At 57.7% G+C, this 15182-nt stretch carries 15 protein-coding genes; 6 read left to right on the forward strand and 9 right to left on the reverse strand.

Annotated elements, in window-relative coordinates:
• Positions 1-37: 37 nt before the first annotated feature.
• The 6 genes from H8S59_RS21375 to argH are packed head-to-tail and all read right to left on the reverse strand — an operon-like array spanning position 38 to position 5818.
• Positions 38-940, reverse strand: coding sequence for a polysaccharide deacetylase family protein (locus tag H8S59_RS21375; protein WP_187522721.1), 903 nt, complete (start codon positions 938-940; stop codon positions 38-40).
• The gene (locus tag H8S59_RS21380) at positions 933-1781 is read right to left on the reverse strand and encodes a polysaccharide deacetylase family protein (protein ID WP_187522722.1); all 849 of its coding nucleotides are present in this window, start codon (positions 1779-1781) and stop codon (positions 933-935) included. The genes H8S59_RS21375 and H8S59_RS21380 overlap by 8 nt, the downstream gene beginning before the upstream one ends.
• A gap of 60 nt (positions 1782-1841) precedes the next feature.
• On the reverse strand, positions 1842-2678 hold the full coding sequence (locus tag H8S59_RS21385) for an ABC transporter substrate-binding protein (RefSeq protein ID WP_027901630.1): 837 nt from the start codon (positions 2676-2678) through the stop codon (positions 1842-1844).
• A 28-nt stretch (positions 2679-2706) separates the two neighbouring features.
• A complete protein-coding gene (locus H8S59_RS21390) occupies positions 2707-3471 on the reverse strand; it encodes an amino acid ABC transporter ATP-binding protein (protein ID WP_122395431.1) in 765 nt (254 codons plus the stop codon).
• A gap of 25 nt (positions 3472-3496) precedes the next feature.
• Positions 3497-4372, reverse strand: a complete 876-nt coding sequence (locus H8S59_RS21395; RefSeq protein ID WP_095098506.1) for an amino acid ABC transporter permease — start codon at positions 4370-4372, stop codon at positions 3497-3499.
• An 18-nt stretch (positions 4373-4390) separates the two neighbouring features.
• On the reverse strand, positions 4391-5818 hold the full coding sequence (gene argH / locus H8S59_RS21400) for an argininosuccinate lyase (protein WP_187522723.1): 1428 nt from the start codon (positions 5816-5818) through the stop codon (positions 4391-4393).
• A 176-nt stretch (positions 5819-5994) separates the two neighbouring features.
• On the opposite strand from argH, the gene H8S59_RS21405 reads away from it, so the two are divergent.
• Positions 5995-6966, forward strand: a complete 972-nt coding sequence (locus H8S59_RS21405; RefSeq protein WP_187522724.1) for a LysR family transcriptional regulator — start codon at positions 5995-5997, stop codon at positions 6964-6966.
• A 73-nt stretch (positions 6967-7039) separates the two neighbouring features.
• Here H8S59_RS21405 and H8S59_RS21410 read toward each other — a convergent pair whose 3' ends face one another.
• Entirely contained in the window at positions 7040-8011 is a 972-nt protein-coding gene (locus H8S59_RS21410) for a LysR substrate-binding domain-containing protein (RefSeq protein ID WP_187522725.1), read from the reverse strand.
• A 120-nt stretch (positions 8012-8131) separates the two neighbouring features.
• Between H8S59_RS21410 and H8S59_RS21415 the strand changes: the two genes are divergently transcribed.
• The 3 genes from H8S59_RS21415 (at position 8132) to H8S59_RS21425 (ending at position 11289) form a co-directional block, all read left to right on the forward strand.
• Positions 8132-8908 carry a class II aldolase/adducin family protein gene (locus H8S59_RS21415; protein ID WP_187522726.1) on the forward strand — a complete coding sequence of 259 codons (777 nt, stop codon included), beginning with the start codon at positions 8132-8134 and terminating at the stop codon, positions 8906-8908.
• On the forward strand, positions 8905-9831 hold the full coding sequence (locus tag H8S59_RS21420) for a 2-hydroxyacid dehydrogenase (RefSeq protein ID WP_187522727.1): 927 nt from the start codon (positions 8905-8907) through the stop codon (positions 9829-9831). Before H8S59_RS21415 ends, H8S59_RS21420 begins: the two co-directional genes overlap by 4 nt.
• Before the next feature lie 207 nt (positions 9832-10038).
• Positions 10039-11289 (forward strand): OprD family porin, encoded by a 1251-nt coding sequence (locus tag H8S59_RS21425; protein WP_095098488.1) that lies wholly within the window; start codon positions 10039-10041, stop codon positions 11287-11289.
• A gap of 74 nt (positions 11290-11363) precedes the next feature.
• Here H8S59_RS21425 and H8S59_RS21430 read toward each other — a convergent pair whose 3' ends face one another.
• Both H8S59_RS21430 and H8S59_RS21435 read right to left on the reverse strand, forming a co-directional pair.
• Positions 11364-12305 carry an NAD-dependent epimerase/dehydratase family protein gene (locus tag H8S59_RS21430; RefSeq protein ID WP_187522728.1) on the reverse strand — a complete coding sequence of 314 codons (942 nt, stop codon included), beginning with the start codon at positions 12303-12305 and terminating at the stop codon, positions 11364-11366.
• 208 nt (positions 12306-12513) lie between these two features.
• Positions 12514-13452 (reverse strand): LysR family transcriptional regulator, encoded by a 939-nt coding sequence (locus tag H8S59_RS21435; RefSeq protein ID WP_187522729.1) that lies wholly within the window; start codon positions 13450-13452, stop codon positions 12514-12516.
• A gap of 230 nt (positions 13453-13682) precedes the next feature.
• Between H8S59_RS21435 and H8S59_RS21440 the strand changes: the two genes are divergently transcribed.
• Together H8S59_RS21440 and mdaB are read left to right on the forward strand one after the other, a co-directional pair.
• Positions 13683-14444: a sulfite exporter TauE/SafE family protein gene (locus H8S59_RS21440; protein WP_187522730.1), complete on the forward strand. Its 762-nt coding sequence runs from the start codon at positions 13683-13685 to the stop codon at positions 14442-14444.
• A gap of 142 nt (positions 14445-14586) precedes the next feature.
• Entirely contained in the window at positions 14587-15171 is a 585-nt protein-coding gene (mdaB, locus tag H8S59_RS21445) for an NADPH:quinone oxidoreductase MdaB (protein ID WP_187522731.1), read from the forward strand.
• Positions 15172-15182 lie beyond the last annotated feature (11 nt).

Genomic DNA, 15182 nt, shown 5'->3' on the forward strand with positions numbered 1-15182 from the left:
TGAGCTCCTACAGGTTCAACATATGCCGATGCAAATCTCAGGCGTTCTGGACTTTGTTGTGCCGCTCAAACACCGCAGCCGGGTGATCGTCAGGCACCTTGCTGTGATTGCCGCTCCACCAGTCCGCAACTTCCTCTGCCGTGGCGAACCACACGTCCGGTTGCGCCTTGAGCCAGGTCAGCAGCTCCAGCAACAAACCACTTCGGCCCACGGTGCCGAGGGTTTCGGGATGCAGGCGCAGCACGTAGCACAGGCCGAAACGGTGGAAGCCATTGAAGTCATGCTGCCAGTTTTTCAACACCTCGGCGCTGGAGCCAATTCGCGCTTGGCTAACCGGCACGGCAGGCGCAAGGTTGAAGGCGAAGTACGGCTCGTCCTCCAGTTCGCAATGCAGTGGCAGTTCAACCAACGGTGCCGAATCAACCTGAGTCGCCGGGTGCAAGTAAGGCAGGTCATCGCCAGACCACGACGAAGACCACGCGATACCCTCTGCGCGCAAGGCATCAACAAAGCCTGGCGCATAACTGCCCGCGGGCGCTCGAAAGCCGCTGGGACGCTGCCCGGTCATCTCGGCAATCACCTGGCAGCCTTGTTTCAGAGACGCGTGCTGCCCAGCTAAATCCAGTGTTGAAAAGTCTTCATGGCGATAGCCCGCGCAGGCGATTTCGTGGCCTGCGGCATGAATGGCCTGAATCACTTGCGGGTTCTCCTCGGCAACAATGCCGGGGATGCACCAGGTCGATGGCAGGTTCTGATCAGCCAGAATCTCCAGTACTCGCTGCACGCCGCGTGTGGTGCCGTAGCGCCAGACCGACAGGCTTTTATCGCGCCCGGCAATCGCCGGGACCTGAGTCAGGATGCCGTGAATGTCGTTGTAATCAAACGTGATGACCACCGCGCAACAGTAAGGCGCGGGCCATACAGACCTGGATTCAGTCATGGCGATGCTCCTTGAGCCAGAAGTTGGCGACGTCGTTGCAGGTCGCAAACCAGACGTCCGGATGACTGTGCATGTGCTCCAGAAAAGCCTCGAGAATCCCGATGCGCCCCGGCTTGCCGCTGATCTTGGGATGGAACAGCGTGGTCATGCACAGACCTTCGCGATAGGTGCCGTCGAATTCGCGACACCAGTTGTCCAGCGTCTGATCGTAACTGGCGATGCGGTCCAGCCCGGCCGGATAATTCGGCGCACGGGTGTAGGCCAGCGAGGCGTAGTCATCCAGTTCCCAGCGGCCGGGGATTTCCACCAGTCCGTTTGGCTGGCCGGGGACTTCGATGAAGTACGGGCGGTCATCGCCGCGCATGCTGCTGGAGTAAGTCACGCCGCAGTCCATGAGCAAGGCGGGTGTTTCGCTGTGCCAGTCGCCCGAAGGCGTGCGGAAACCCCTGGCAGTGATGCCCAGGTAGCGCTTGAAAATGTCGGCGCTGATCTTCATGACGTCGCGCTGGGCTTGCAGGTCCAGGGCGAAAAACGATTCATGACGATAGCCGTGATAGGCCACCTCGTGGCCGTGTTCGATGATTGCCTGACACTGTTTTGGCCAGTTCTCCACGACCCAGGCCGGGACGAAAAAGGTCGCCGGTGTCTCGTGGGCTTTGAGCATGCCCAGCAAGCGTGGCAATGCGCGATAGGGGCCATAGCCGCCGAAGGTGAAGTATTCCGGTTTCTGCCAGATCGAGCCGTCGAGCATGGCGGCACCGGTCGGGCCGTCCAGATCGAAGGCCAGGGCGACACTGGCACGGGCGTTGTTCGGCCAGCGCAGATCGTTAGAGGCAAACATGGGGAGTCTCCGCCTGTGTGAATATCACCCGCCCGGTCCTTGGGCGAGTGCAAGCCTGCTTTACTTGGCGCCGTTCAAAACAGCTTGTTCGACCGCGCCGTTCTTGAGCTGCCACTTGCCGAGGATCTGCTCGTAAGTGCCGTCTTTGATCATGTCGTTGAGGGTCGCGATGATCGCTGTGCTCAACTCGGCGTTGTGTTTGGCGACGCCCAGACCGGTCAATTGACGAGACAATGGCTCACCGATCACCTTGAATACGCCAGGCTCCTGGCCCTGAATGTAAGGCAGGGTTTCGCTGCCTTGTACGGCGGCGTCCAGACGCGACTGGCGCAGTTGCGCACGGGCATCGGCACTGCCTTCGGTGCCGACCACAGTGATTGCCGGTTTGCCGATGGCAACGCAGTTCACTTCACTCCACTTGGCGATTTCCACCGGGAACGTGGTGCGACGGCTGGTGCCGATTTTCTTGCCGCACATGTCGGCGGTGGTCTTCAAATCCTTCTGGGATTCGAGGGTGTAGAACTGCGGGCCGGTGCTGAAGTAATCAACAAAATCCACGGTCTGCTGACGTTCAGGCGTATCGGTCATGCCTGACAGCACGATGTCGATACGGTTGGTTGCCAGGCCGCTGACCATTTGTTCGAAAGCGGTTTCCTGCCACTTGATCTCGACACCCAGACGCTTGGCGATTTCGGTGCCCAGGTCGTAATCGACGCCGGTCAGTTTGCCGGTCGCCGGATCCTTGAAGTCCATCGGCGGATAGTTCGGGGCGATGCCAGCGGTAATGTAGCCCTTGTCCTTGATGGATTTTGGCAACACGTGAGTGTCGGCTGCCCAGCTCGAAACCGAAATCAGAGCGGACAGTACGGCGGTAGCGGTAAGCGCGAAAGTTTTCAAATCGGACATCCTCAGCAAGGGTTTGAGTTCAGTTCAAAACGGCAGCAATAAAATCCTGGGTGCGGGGGTTGCGCGGGTTCATCAGCACGTCTTCCGGTGCGCCCGTCTCTATGATTTGCCCTGCATCCATGAACACCACGCGGTTGGCCACTTCCCGGGCAAAGCCGAGTTCGTGGGTGACCACGATCATGGTCATGCCGCTTTTAGCCAGGTCACGCATGACCGAGAGCACTTCACCTACCAGCTCGGGGTCGAGGGCCGAGGTCGGCTCATCAAACAGCATCAGCTTGGGACGCATGGCTAATGCGCGAGCGATGGCGACACGCTGTTGCTGACCACCCGAAAGCTCGATGGGATACGCATTGGCTTTGGCTTCCAGACCTACGCGCTTGAGCAGCTCCATGGCCAGTTCCCGACAGTCTTCAACGGGCTGACGCAGCACCTGAGACGGTCCTTCGATGATGTTTTCCAGCACGGTCATGTGCGCAAACAGGTTGAAGCGCTGAAACACCATGCCCGTCTTGAGCCGCTGCTTTGCGATCTGTACGTCGCTCAGTTCCACCAGCTTGTGGCCGTCGGTGCGATAGCCGAGGATTTCCTCGTCCACCCACAAACCACCGCTGTCGACTTTTTCGAGCTGGTTGATGCAGCGCAGCAGGGTGCTTTTGCCGGAGCCCGACGGGCCGATGATGCACAGCACTTCGCCGTGAGGGATTTCCAGATTCACGTTCTTGAGCGCCTGGAAGTCGCCGAAGAACTTGTTGACGTCTACTGCTTTGACGATGTTCAACATGGGGATGATTTCCTGCCTCTCGGGCTCAGTTACGTTTGCCAGCGCCGCGGGCGAAGCGTTTTTCCAGTCGGCTCTGACCCAGGGTCAGGATGGTCACGACCGCCAGATACCAGATGCCGGCCACGATCAGCAGCTCCATGACGCGGGCGTTGGCGTAGTAAATGTTCTGCGCGTTGTGCAGCAGTTCCGAGTATTGAATGACGCTGGCCAGACTGGTCATCTTCACCATGCCGATGAACTCGTTGCTGACCGGCGGGATGATGATGCGCATGGCCTGCGGCAGGATGATCCGGCGCAGTGCCTGCAGACGCGGCATGCCGATGGACTTGGCGGCTTCGTACTGACCGCTGTCCACCGAAAGCAGCCCGGCACGTACCACTTCGGCGGTGTAGGCGCCCTGATTGATGCCAAGCCCCAGCAGCGCAGCGGCAAACGGCGTGATCACTTCAACGGTCTTGAACTCGAATAGACCGGGGATGCCCAGTGTCGGGAAGATCAACGCCAGGTTGAACCACAGCAGCAATTGCAGGATCAGCGGCGTACCGCGAAACAGCCAGGTATAACCCTGTGCCACGTAGCGAAGCAGCGGGTTCTGCGACATGCGCATGACCGCCACGATCACCCCGAGCACTACGCCCAGCGCCATCGCCAGAATCGACATGATGATGGTGTTCAACAAGCCGAACATGATCGATTCGGCGGTCAGAAACTGCCGCACGAAACTCCATTCAATGTTGCCGTTGATAAAGGCGTGAACCAGTCCGATCAACAGCACCACGATGAGCGTTGCGGCGGCATAGCGACCGTAGTAACGACGGGGCACGACCTTGTAGGTCGAGATGTCGTACTTGGCCGCGAGTGAAGCGCGCTCGGCGCTCGCAGAAGCTTGAGGCTTTGACATGGAATGCTCTCCGTTGAATCAGCCGCGCGGACCCGCGTAGTCGAGTGCCCATTTTTCCTGTGCGATCAGCTGCGCTTTGAAGCGCTCAATCTGCTCGGCCACCCGTACCGGCGACGTCCCGCCCCAACCGCTGCGTGCGGCCAGTGCAGCTTCCAGCGTCAGTGCGTCGAGCACTTCCGGCGTCAGGCGCGAATCAGTCGCCGCCAGTTGCTGGGTGCTGAGTTCTTCCAGGCCGATATTGTTTTCTTCGCAGAGCTGTACCAGCTTGCCGGTGATCTCGTGGGCTTCTTTGAAAGGCACGCCGCGCACCGCCAGCCAGTCGGCGACTTCGGTGGCGAGGGTGAAGCCCAGTGGTGCCTGACGCAGCAGTTCGTCGGCACGCACTTTCATGGTCTGGACCATGCCAGCGAAGGCAGGGAGCACCAGATGCACGGTTTCCAGGCTGTCGAGAATTGCGTGTTTGTCTTCGCTCAAATCGCGGTTGTAAGACAGCGGCTGAGCCTTGAGCACGGCCAGGATGCCGGTCAGGCTGCCGATCAACCGGCCTGACTTACCACGGGCCAGTTCGGCGATATCCGGGTTTTTCTTCTGCGGCATGATCGAGCTGCCGGTGGCGTAACCGTCGTCCAGTTCGACCCAGCGGAACTGACGGGAAGTCCACAGGCAGAACTCTTCGGCCAGTCGCGAAATGTTGATGCCCAGCATGCTGCTGCAGAACAGGAATTCAGCCACATGGTCGCGGCTGGCGACGGCGTCGATGGAGTTTTCACACGGGCCGCTGTAGCCCATTTCGGCTGCCGAGCGTTGCGGGTCGCGAGCGATGGCCGAACCTGCCAGTGCGGCTGCGCCCAGTGGCGACAGGTTGAAACGTGTGTCCCAATCCTGCAGGCGCTGGATGTCACGATGAATCGCCTGGGCATGCGCCATCAGATGGTGGGCGAACACAATCGGTTGCGCCTGTTGCAGGTGAGTGAAGCCTGGCGCGATGGTGTTGATGTGTTGCTCGGCTTGCGAGACCAGTGCCTTCTGCAATTCGAGAATCGCCAGGGTCATGACCCGCACCTGATCACGCAGGAACAGCCGCATGTCATTGGCCGACTGGTCGTTGCGTGAACGGCCTGCGCGCAGTTTGCCGCCCAGTGTGCCGAGGCGTTCAGTCAGCAGACGCTCAATGAAAGTGTGCACGTCTTCGTCAGCTGCAATCGGTTCGATGTTGCCCGCTGCGAAGTCCACATCGATGGTGCGCAACGCTTCAATGATGCGGGCGGTTTCGTCGGCATCCAGCAGTCCGGCACGGTTCAGCTCGTTGGCATGCGCCTTGGAGCCAGCGATGTCGTACGGCGTCAGACGAAAGTAGGCGCGTGGCGAGCGGGACAGGTTGGCCATGGCTTCTGCCGGGCCGGTCTTGAAACGTGCGCCCCAAAGGCGATCAGTGGCGTCAGACATGTAAATTCTCCGTTGGCACGTTGATTGCTCCACCCTGAACAACAGCGTGTTGTGCGATACGAACTGCGATGTGAAGATCGCGGGGCGAGCAAGGAATAAGTGGACTTACACTTAACGTTGAATCGATCAATTGGGAGGGATGCTAGAAAAAACCAACGCGCGGGGAAATGTTTTAAATGGCAAGTCAACTTACTGAAACTGGAAACCTGCCAAAAAGAAGTGGTGAAGCGGCGATGTCAATGGCCAGCGCCATGGACTTGAAACTCTTCAAGGTTTTTAGGGCAGTGGTTGAAGCGGGAGGGTTTACCGCCGCACAGGTAGAACTGAATATCAGCCTGGCGGCAATCAGTAAGCAGATATCGGATCTTGAAATTCGATTGGGCATGCGCCTATGTACGCGAGGGCGGGAAAAGTTCTGCCTGACCGAACAAGGCAAGATTATCTACGACGCCAGCCTTGACCTGTTCATGGCGCTGGATAACTTTCGTGACCGCCTCGGTAATGTGCGCGGCGAGTTGCTCGGCGATTTGAATATCGCAGTCATCGACAACACTGTGTCAGACCCTGACTCCCCGTTGGTTGATGCCCTGAAAGCCCTGCAAATAAAGGCCCCGAAGGCAAAGGTGCGGCTCAATGTGGCGCCTTTGGACGAGATCGAGCAAGGCATTCTCAAAGGCCGTTTTGCGGCCGGTATTGTGCCCGTGTATAGCGGTAAAGATGACTTTCAAGTGATCCCGCTGTATGACGAGGTGTCTGAGCTTTACTGTTCAAACAACCATCCATTTTTCGCCCTGAGCGATGAAAGTGTTGATGAAAAATGCCTGGCAGAAGCCGAATTTGTCGATCACGCTTATGCCGTTCATACAGGTAAGCCGACACTCATGATTCAGCGCGAAGTGACTGCCGTGGCCACTCAGGTTGAAGCCGTGGCGATCATGATAAAGACCGGCCGTTATCTGGGCTACTTGCCGGTTCATTGGGCCAGAAGTTATGTCGAGCGTGGCGAGATGCGCTCTATAAAGAGGCGGAAATTTGCCATAGCCACGCCCGTGAAACTGTTGTACAAGCAGCAGGTTCCACGTAACCCTTTATTGGATGTTTTCCTCGAAATAATGCAGGAAAGTTCCACTGCTAATAACCAGAGTTAATAACGAACCCACTAATGCGCGCTACCGGTGCATGTTACGGAAGTACCCGGTCATCGTGCACCGGAACGGGACATTAAGGTGCAGACTGCCCGTCAGTGGTCGTTTCGCGCAGGCGTTGGAGGAACACCGATTCGGCTTTGGTCAGGCGTTGCTCCAGATTCCACAGCAGGTTGATATCAACGCTGCCTACGCCTTCCTCGGGCGGCAGGCGCCACAAACGACCGGTCGCCAATTCGCTCTGGCAAATGTGTTGCGGCAGGCATGCGATGCCAAAGCCGGCCAGCACCAGACGCAAGACTTCCTGGGTATTGGCAGACGAGGCGACGATTTGTCCGGTGAGTTTGTGCAAGTCACGAAACTCGGCCAGGGACGACAGCGTGCCGCCCAGCAAATCCCCCGTGAAAATAATCAGTTGCTCGCTGCGTAGATCAGCGAGGCTCAGGTCCGTGCGGCCATATAAAGGATGCTGGTCGCTGCAATAGAACGCGTAGTGCTCTTGAGTCAGGCATTGCTGGCCGAGCCAGGAGGGAGCGGTGCGGTTGACTGCCAGCCCGAAGCTGGCAGTTTTCTGGGACAGCGAGCTGAGGATTGCGTCGCTGGATTGCACGTCGATTTCCAGGGTGATGCCGGGATAATCGCGGTGCAGTTGGGCCAGACATGCATCGTAAGCCGGGCAGCGAATGCCGCTCACCGTCAGCATTCGGACTTTACCTACGACCTGATCGCTGCTGCGTTCGAGGGCGGCGTCCAGTTGGGTGAAATGGCTTTGCACTTCCGCTGCTACACGCAGGGTTTCAATGCCTGACTGGGTCAACAGAAAGCGCGGCCCGCGACGTTCGATCAGCGCAGCACCCAACTGCTCTTCAAGACGTTTGATCGCCTGGCTGACGGCGGGCTGAGACAAGTGCAGGCGTGCGGCGGCGCGGCTGATGCTCAACTCCTGCGCGACCACTTGAAAGGTACGCAACAGATTCCAGTCCAGCCGCTCGCCCAATGGTCGCGAAGACGGGCGGGGAATGGCTACCGGGCTAGTCGATTGAGTCACTGCACAGCCTTTATTGGTGAAAAAAATAATGAATATAAGCAATGGCGAATTGAACTGCTTTGCCTTTTGCTCTTAAAAAGGCTGCACAAATTGCGCCATGACCTTTTGATGGAACCCACGATGTCCGCTCCCGCCAGCCACGATCGGCTACCGCTGCACATGCCCGAGACCGAACGCAACGCCCGCTGCGAACTCGCTGCGCTCTACCGTTTGCTGGCTCATTACCGCATGACCGACCTGATCGATACGCATATTTCCTTGCGGCTGCCGGGCGACAGTGGCCACTTCCTGATCAATCGCTACGGCACCCTGTTCGAGCGCATGAGCGCCAGCACGCTGGTGAAGATCGATAGCGAGGGTAACGTCGTCGACGAGTTTTATCCCGAGCACCGCGTCAACCGTGCGGGCTTCGTCATTCATTCGGCAATTCATGCGGCGCGCCCCGATGCGCATTGTGTGATTCATACCCACACGGCGGCCGGTATGGCAGTGGCGGCGCAACGGGCAGGTTTGCTGCCGTTGAGTCAGCACGCGCTGAAGTTCTACAACCGCCTGAGCTATCACACCTATGAAGGCATCGCGGTTGATGTCGCCGAGCGCGAACGTCTGGTGGCCGATCTGGGGAGCAACAACGCGATGATCCTGCGCAATCACGGTCTGCTGGTCGCCGGTGGTTCGGCGGCCGAAGCGTTCGCCAATATTTATTTCCTGGAGCGAGCCTGCCAGGCGCAGGTTCAGGCGTTGGCCGGTGGCGTCGAGTTGGTACAGCCTGACCCACACATCTGTGAGCACACCGCACAACAGTTCGAAGCCGACGACAGCGAAGGCATCACTGAACTGGCCTGGGAGGCGGCCTTGGAACTGATCGCCAGTCAGCGTGACGAGTACTGCTCATGAAGCCTCTGGTGTTGCTTGGAACAGGCGGTGGCCTGGGGCGTGTTCGTGAAAATCTGCTGGCGCTGGACTCGTCGCTGACAATTCTGCGACCGGGCGAAGCAGGTGCGCAGGACGCCGACGTTGCACTCTGTTGGAACCCTTCACCGGGTGATTTGGGGATGTTCCCCAATTTGCGTCTTATCCATTCCATTGCTGCCGGTGCTGACCAGATCTTCAAGGATCCGAGTCGGCCCGCGCATGTTCCGGTCTGCCGAATTATCGATCCGGACCATCGGCTGGGCATGATCGAGTACGTGTTGTGGGGTGTGCTGCACTACCACCGCGGCTTTGATCAAATGCTGAAAAATCAGGCCCACGTAGTTTGGCATCGGCCAGGACAGCAACCTGCCAAGCAAACCCGAGTGGGCGTTATGGGGCTTGGAGAGCTGGGACGCGCCGTTGCGGTGCAACTGGCCGGGCTGGGTTTCGATACACGTGGCTGGGCACGTCGTGCGCAGCAGGTTGAGGGCGTAAAAACCTTTCAATTGGCTGAATTCAATGAGTTTTTGCAGGATTTGGACATCTTGGTCTGTTTATTGCCTCTCACCACAGAGACAGTCGGCATTCTGAATACCGAGACCTTCGCGCCCATGACGAAAGGCTCGGTCATCATCAACTGCGGTCGTGGCGAACATCTGCGCCGCGACGACTTGTTAGCCGCGCTGGACAGCGGTCAATTGCGTGGCGCTTTGCTGGATGTATTCGAGCAGGAACCATTACCCACGGACGACTCATTCTGGCGCCATCCGCAGATATGCGTGACGCCGCACATTGCTTCATCCGCTTCCTACGAAGTGATAGCTGAACAGATTCTGGGGAATCTGAAACGCCTCGATGCGGATTTACCCTTGGCGAATCAGGTGAACCCGGAACAGGGCTACTAGGGAGAGTAGTAACAAGCCAGACCTGGGTTGGGGGCTTCTTGGGGAGAAGAAGCCGGGACTGGTTGTGTGTGGGAACAAATTGCTTGATCCAATAAGAAATGCCATCGCGAACGCATTGGCAAAGGAAACATCCCCTTCTGAATCTGCCAATAAATATCCGCTCGCCCAACGAAGGCAAGCGGGTGCGATAACCAACGGAGCGCAGTAATGAATGTTAGCAAGCTAAGTGTCATTGCCCTGGCAGTGGCAGCGGGATCTGTGCAGCCGGTTTTTGCTGATTCGCAGGCAGACGCTACGGGTTTTCTGGAAGGCGCCAAGTTGAACGTCAAGGCGCGCAACATGTACATGAACCGTGACCAGCGTGCTCGCAACTCAGGCGATACCGGCGAAGAGTGGGCGCAAGGCTTCATCGGTAACTTTGAATCCGGCTTCACTCAAGGCACCATCGGGTTTGGTCTGGATGCTATCGGCATGTACGGTCTGAAGCTGGATACGGGCGATGGTCGCACCGGCCGCGGCACCGGTTTGCTTGAGCAGGAAGATGGCGGCACCCACGCTAAAGACGGCTACGGTTATGCAGGTGCAGCGGTCAAAATGCGCGTGTCGAAAACCGTCCTGAAATTTGGCGACCAGATCGTCAACAACCCGGTCTTCGCGACATCCGACAGCCGTCTGTTGCCGGAAACGGCTCAAGGTCTGTTGGTGACCAGTAACGAAATCGACAACCTGACCCTGCAAGGCGGTCACTTCACCTCGCTGAAAAGCCGTAACTCGAGCAACCACGACAGCGGTGGTCTGGATGTCATCAACTTCGGCGGTGGTTTGTACAAGTTCAACAAGAACCTGTCGGCCAGTGCGTACTACTCGAACGTTGAAGACGTATGGCGCAAATACTACGGCAGCCTGACTTACGCGTTGGCGTTGTCACCACAGGACGTGGTGAAGTTCGACCTCAACGGTTACGACACCAAGAGCATCGGTGCTGAAGAGCGGGGCGTTTACGACAGCACCATCTGGAGCCTGACGGCGTCCTACACCCTCGGCGCGCACACCTTTCTGGTCGGCCGCCAGGTGGTCAATGGCACCAACAACTACGACTACGGTGTTGACGGTAACAGCACGATCTTCGTCGGCAACTCGGTTCAGTTTTCTGACTTCAACCATGAAAACGAGAAGTCCTGGCAGGCACGCTATGACTTGAACATGGCGACCTACGGCGTTCCGGGCCTGAGCTTCATGACGCGTTACGTCATGGGTTCCGATGCAACCACCGCGACCCGCGACAATATCAACGCATGGGAGCGTGATATCGAAGCCAAGTACGTCGTTCAGTCCGGCCCGGCCAAGGACCTGAGCTTCCGTGTGCGTAACGCGACCTATCGCAGCGGTGCTTCGGACTTCAACTCGAAAGTCGACGACACTCGTCTGATCATCGAATACCCGATCAGCATCCTGTAATCCATTTCGATCCCCATCGAAATAGGGCCCGCCCCGGATTCATCCTCCGGAGCGGGTTTTTTATTGGCGCGCTTTCAGGCATTCAACAGGCGGTAGTCACGACCGCTTTTGATCAGCGCATCAATGGTTGCCAGGGGTGGGGTCCAGCCGAGTAAGCGACGCGCTTTATCCGAATCAACCACCAGCGATGCACACAGCGTGGAATACATCGGGCCTCTACCCAACAGCTTCGCGCCGCGGCGCAGTAACGACTCAGGCACAGGCACCAGTCGGGCTGTGGTGCCGATTCCGCTCGCCAGGTGCGTCACCATTTGAGCGGTGGACAGGTCAGTGCCATCCGACACCAGAAACAGCTCGTTGGCGGCTGCGGGATGCTTGATGCACAGCGCGATGAAATCCACCAGATTTTCCAGGGCAATCATGCTGCGCCGGTTATGGATGGCGGCGAACGGCATGGGAATGCCCGAACGAACCCACTGCATTAACTTCGCAAAATTCCTTGGGGCATGGCCTGCGTAGACCAATGGTGGGCGAATGATCACCAGGTCCATGGCTGTGCCGTGTAGCAGCTTTTGCAACGCTTGCTCCGCTTCAAGTTTCGACCGCGCGTAATCATCCGTCGGAGCAGGCAGGGATATTTCGTTGAACGGGGCATGGTGGGTTGTCGAGCCGTTGACACCTACCGAGCTGATGAAGATGAAACGTTGCGTGCCCGCAGACAACGCTTGCCGCGCCAAAGTCAGCGTGCCGTCGACATTGGTGCGTCTGAGTTCTTCCAGCGAACTGCCGCGAGTGGCGAGATGGGCTGCAACATGGATGACGACATCGACACCTTGCAGAGCGGCCGACCAGTCGGTCGCTGCATTCGCTGTGCCTACCTGAATCAGGGACGCTACTGATGGCTCGGGGCTTTGCTGGCGAGTCGAGCCTGTTACCTGGTATTCAGGCTCTGTAACAAGCCTGTGCAGCAGCGCGTTGCCGATAAAACCTGTTGCGCCTGTGACGAGTATTTTCATGGTCTTCCTGATATGCCGTTAGCTATTGCTGCAATCAGGATAGTTGGGGGATTGAGTAATGCTGACGGTTGAAGAAAAAAGACCCGTTGTCGTGTGTAGCTGCCTTAAAACACGCTATCTATCTGAATGACGCCGTGGGACCGGCTTTAGCCGGGAAGAGGCCAGTACAACCGTCGCATATGCATTGAGATGAATAGCGCCTTCCCGGCTAAAGCCGGTCCCACGTCGTAAAGGTGCAGGCAGACACAGCGTCTTGCGCGCATGCACTCACACTCAACGCCTCCAGCAACGCCGCCGCATACCCCGGCAACGCAGCGAAATCCATCGCGCACAGGAGCAATTGCCGGTCGGCCCATGCATCACGTAGCGGCACGCTTTTGACGTCATGCGGCCCTTGCCAGCGTTGCACCGCTGCTTGCGGCACGATGCTCAATCCTGCGCCATGGCTGACCATTCGGATCGCTGCGTCAAAACCTTCAGCGCGCACCCTGATGCGCAGCCTTTTACCCACATGCAACGCTTGTGCTTCCAGATGCAGGGCCAAGGCGCTGTTGGCCGAGAGGCCGACGAATTCATAATCCAGCGCCTGGTTGAAATGCAGGTCTGTCTCGCGCTGAAAGGGGTGATCCAGCGGCATGATCAGGCTCAATGGATCTGCTCGAAACGGCCGGGTCTGCAGGTCACTGGCGTCGACCGCGTCGGAAATAATCCCCATGTCGGCCGTGCCGTTACGCAATGCATGAAGGATGCGCAAACTGGGCTGCTCTTCGACATCAATGTCGATGTGCGGATGACTGACCAGAAAATCCGCCAGCAGCTCAGGCAGATGCTCGCTGAGGGTTGAGCTGTTGCACAGCAGACGCACTTGTCCCTTGAATCCCTTGGCATAGTCCGCGAGATCAAACTGCATACGCTCGACCTGTTGCAGAATCAATCGCGCATGCTGCGCCAGCGTTTTACCCACAGGTGTTGGCGTAACACCACGGCGACCGCGTTCCAGCAGGGGGATATTCAACGAAGCTTCAAGGCCGCGAATGCGTGCACTCGCTGACGCCAACGACAAACAACTGCGGGCAGCACCGGCGGTGATATTGCCGCTTTCCAGCACATTCAAAAACAGGCGTAGATCAATCAGATCGAAGTGCATGTGGGTCTTCCAGTGTGCGAAATCGTCTGCCAAACACAGACCTGTAGGAGCGGACGGAGGTTACGACGCCCGCGATGGCGGTGTATCAGACAGGACGTTATCGCTGCCTCGCGTTGCTCGTGAGCGCCTACATGGACGAAGAACAATATTAAACAGCCTCTGCCCCTGCCTGAGGCTGGATCAGTATAGGGCGAATTTTCCAATACGTTCTGCGCTGTCAACATACGACCATGAACGACATTATCGAGCACTACCAAACCCTCGGCTGGGCCTTGTCACTACTGGTGATGGGGACTTTTTTGCTGGCCGGAACCGTGAAGGGCGTGATCGGCCTTGGCTTGCCGACGGTGGCCATGGGATTGCTGGGGCTGGCTATGCTTCCGGCGCAGGCGGCCGCGCTGCTGATCATTCCTTCCACCGTGACTAATGTCTGGCAACTGGCTGCTGGCGGGCACCTGTCGCCGCTCCTCAAACGGCTTTGGCCGATGCTGCTGATGATCGCATTGGGCACGGTCTTTGGGTCCATGGTCATTGGCATCAGCAGCGGTCCATTGATGACCCGGGCGTTAGGCGCGGCCTTGTCGCTTTATGCCTTGAGCGGTCTTTTTTTACCGACCCTGCGTATTGCGCCACGTCATGAAGTCTGGCTTGGTCCGGCATGTGGTTTTGTCACCGGCGTGATCACCTCGGCCACCGGGGTGTTTGTGATCCCGGCCGTGCCTTACTTGCAAGCATTGGGGCTGGAGCGTGACGCGCTGGTGCAGGCGTTGGGTCTGTCGTTCACGGTTTCCACACTGGCGTTGGCCGGTGGTCTGTTCTGGAATGGCGCACTGGGTGGCGGCGAGCTGGGCGCTTCGGTTCTGGCGTTGATCCCTGCGCTGCTAGGTATGTGGTTCGGGCAGTGGCTGCGTCAACGGATCAGCGCGAAGGTGTTCAAGCGCGTGTTCTTTATCGGCATGGGAGCGTTGGGTTTACATCTGTTACTCGGCTAGTGGGTTTCAATAATGAGAGGTTTATTCGTGCTTCTGGATCAAAAGTTATTTGACCTTGCCGGCCTTATTCTGACAGGCCTCAGCCTGTATCTTTCAGCCCATCAAATTTAATGACCCTCCCTTTTACTTGATGGGGTAACACATGAAAAAGATTCTGTTATTGAACGGCGGCAAACAATTCGCTCACTCCGATGGCCGTTACAACGCCACCCTGCACCAGGCTGCTGTGGCGTATCTGGACCGCAATGGGTTTGACGTCAAAGAGACCTTTATCGACGGCGGTTACAACATCATCGATGAGGTGCAGAAGTATCTGTGGGCGGACGTGATCATTTATCAAATGCCTGGCTGGTGGATGGGCGCACCCTGGACGGTCAAGAAGTACATCGACGAAGTGTTCACCGAGGGCCACGGTTCTCTGTACGCCAACGACGGCCGTACCCGTTCCGATGCCTCGCAGAAATACGGCAGCGGCGGCTTGCTCAAGGGTAAGCAATACATGATTTCCGCGACCTGGAACGCGCCAAGGCAAGCGTTTGAAGATCCGACTGATTTCTTCGAAGGCAAGGGTGTGGACGCGGTTTATTTCCCGTTCCACAAAGCCAACGAATTCCTCGACATGACCGCCTTGCCGACTTTCCTGGCGGTGGATGTCATGAAGATGCCGAATATCGAGAACGACGTGAAGCGTTACGAAGCGCATCTGGCGCAGGTGTTTGGGGTGTAAAACTGACCTTA

The organism is Pseudomonas folii, from assembly GCF_014357575.1.
Classification (GTDB): Bacteria; Pseudomonadota; Gammaproteobacteria; order Pseudomonadales; family Pseudomonadaceae; genus Aquipseudomonas; species Aquipseudomonas folii.

Coding starts and splice junctions, on each gene's coding strand:
- H8S59_RS21395 (WP_095098506.1), bottom strand. CDS start 4,372: ATGTCAAAGCCTCAAGCTTCTGCGAGCGCCGAGCGCGCTTCACTCGCG.
- H8S59_RS21405 (WP_187522724.1), top strand. CDS start 5,995: ATGGCAAGTCAACTTACTGAAACTGGAAACCTGCCAAAAAGAAGTGGT.
- mdaB (WP_187522731.1), top strand. CDS start 14,587: ATGAAAAAGATTCTGTTATTGAACGGCGGCAAACAATTCGCTCACTCC.
- H8S59_RS21380 (WP_187522722.1), bottom strand. CDS start 1,781: ATGTTTGCCTCTAACGATCTGCGCTGGCCGAACAACGCCCGTGCCAGT.
- H8S59_RS21390 (WP_122395431.1), bottom strand. CDS start 3,471: ATGTTGAACATCGTCAAAGCAGTAGACGTCAACAAGTTCTTCGGCGAC.
- H8S59_RS21440 (WP_187522730.1), top strand. CDS start 13,683: ATGAACGACATTATCGAGCACTACCAAACCCTCGGCTGGGCCTTGTCA.
- H8S59_RS21435 (WP_187522729.1), bottom strand. CDS start 13,452: ATGCACTTCGATCTGATTGATCTACGCCTGTTTTTGAATGTGCTGGAA.
- H8S59_RS21425 (WP_095098488.1), top strand. CDS start 10,039: ATGAATGTTAGCAAGCTAAGTGTCATTGCCCTGGCAGTGGCAGCGGGA.
- H8S59_RS21375 (WP_187522721.1), bottom strand. CDS start 940: ATGACTGAATCCAGGTCTGTATGGCCCGCGCCTTACTGTTGCGCGGTG.
- H8S59_RS21430 (WP_187522728.1), bottom strand. CDS start 12,305: ATGAAAATACTCGTCACAGGCGCAACAGGTTTTATCGGCAACGCGCTG.
- H8S59_RS21415 (WP_187522726.1), top strand. CDS start 8,132: ATGTCCGCTCCCGCCAGCCACGATCGGCTACCGCTGCACATGCCCGAG.
- argH (WP_187522723.1), bottom strand. CDS start 5,818: ATGTCTGACGCCACTGATCGCCTTTGGGGCGCACGTTTCAAGACCGGC.
- H8S59_RS21420 (WP_187522727.1), top strand. CDS start 8,905: ATGAAGCCTCTGGTGTTGCTTGGAACAGGCGGTGGCCTGGGGCGTGTT.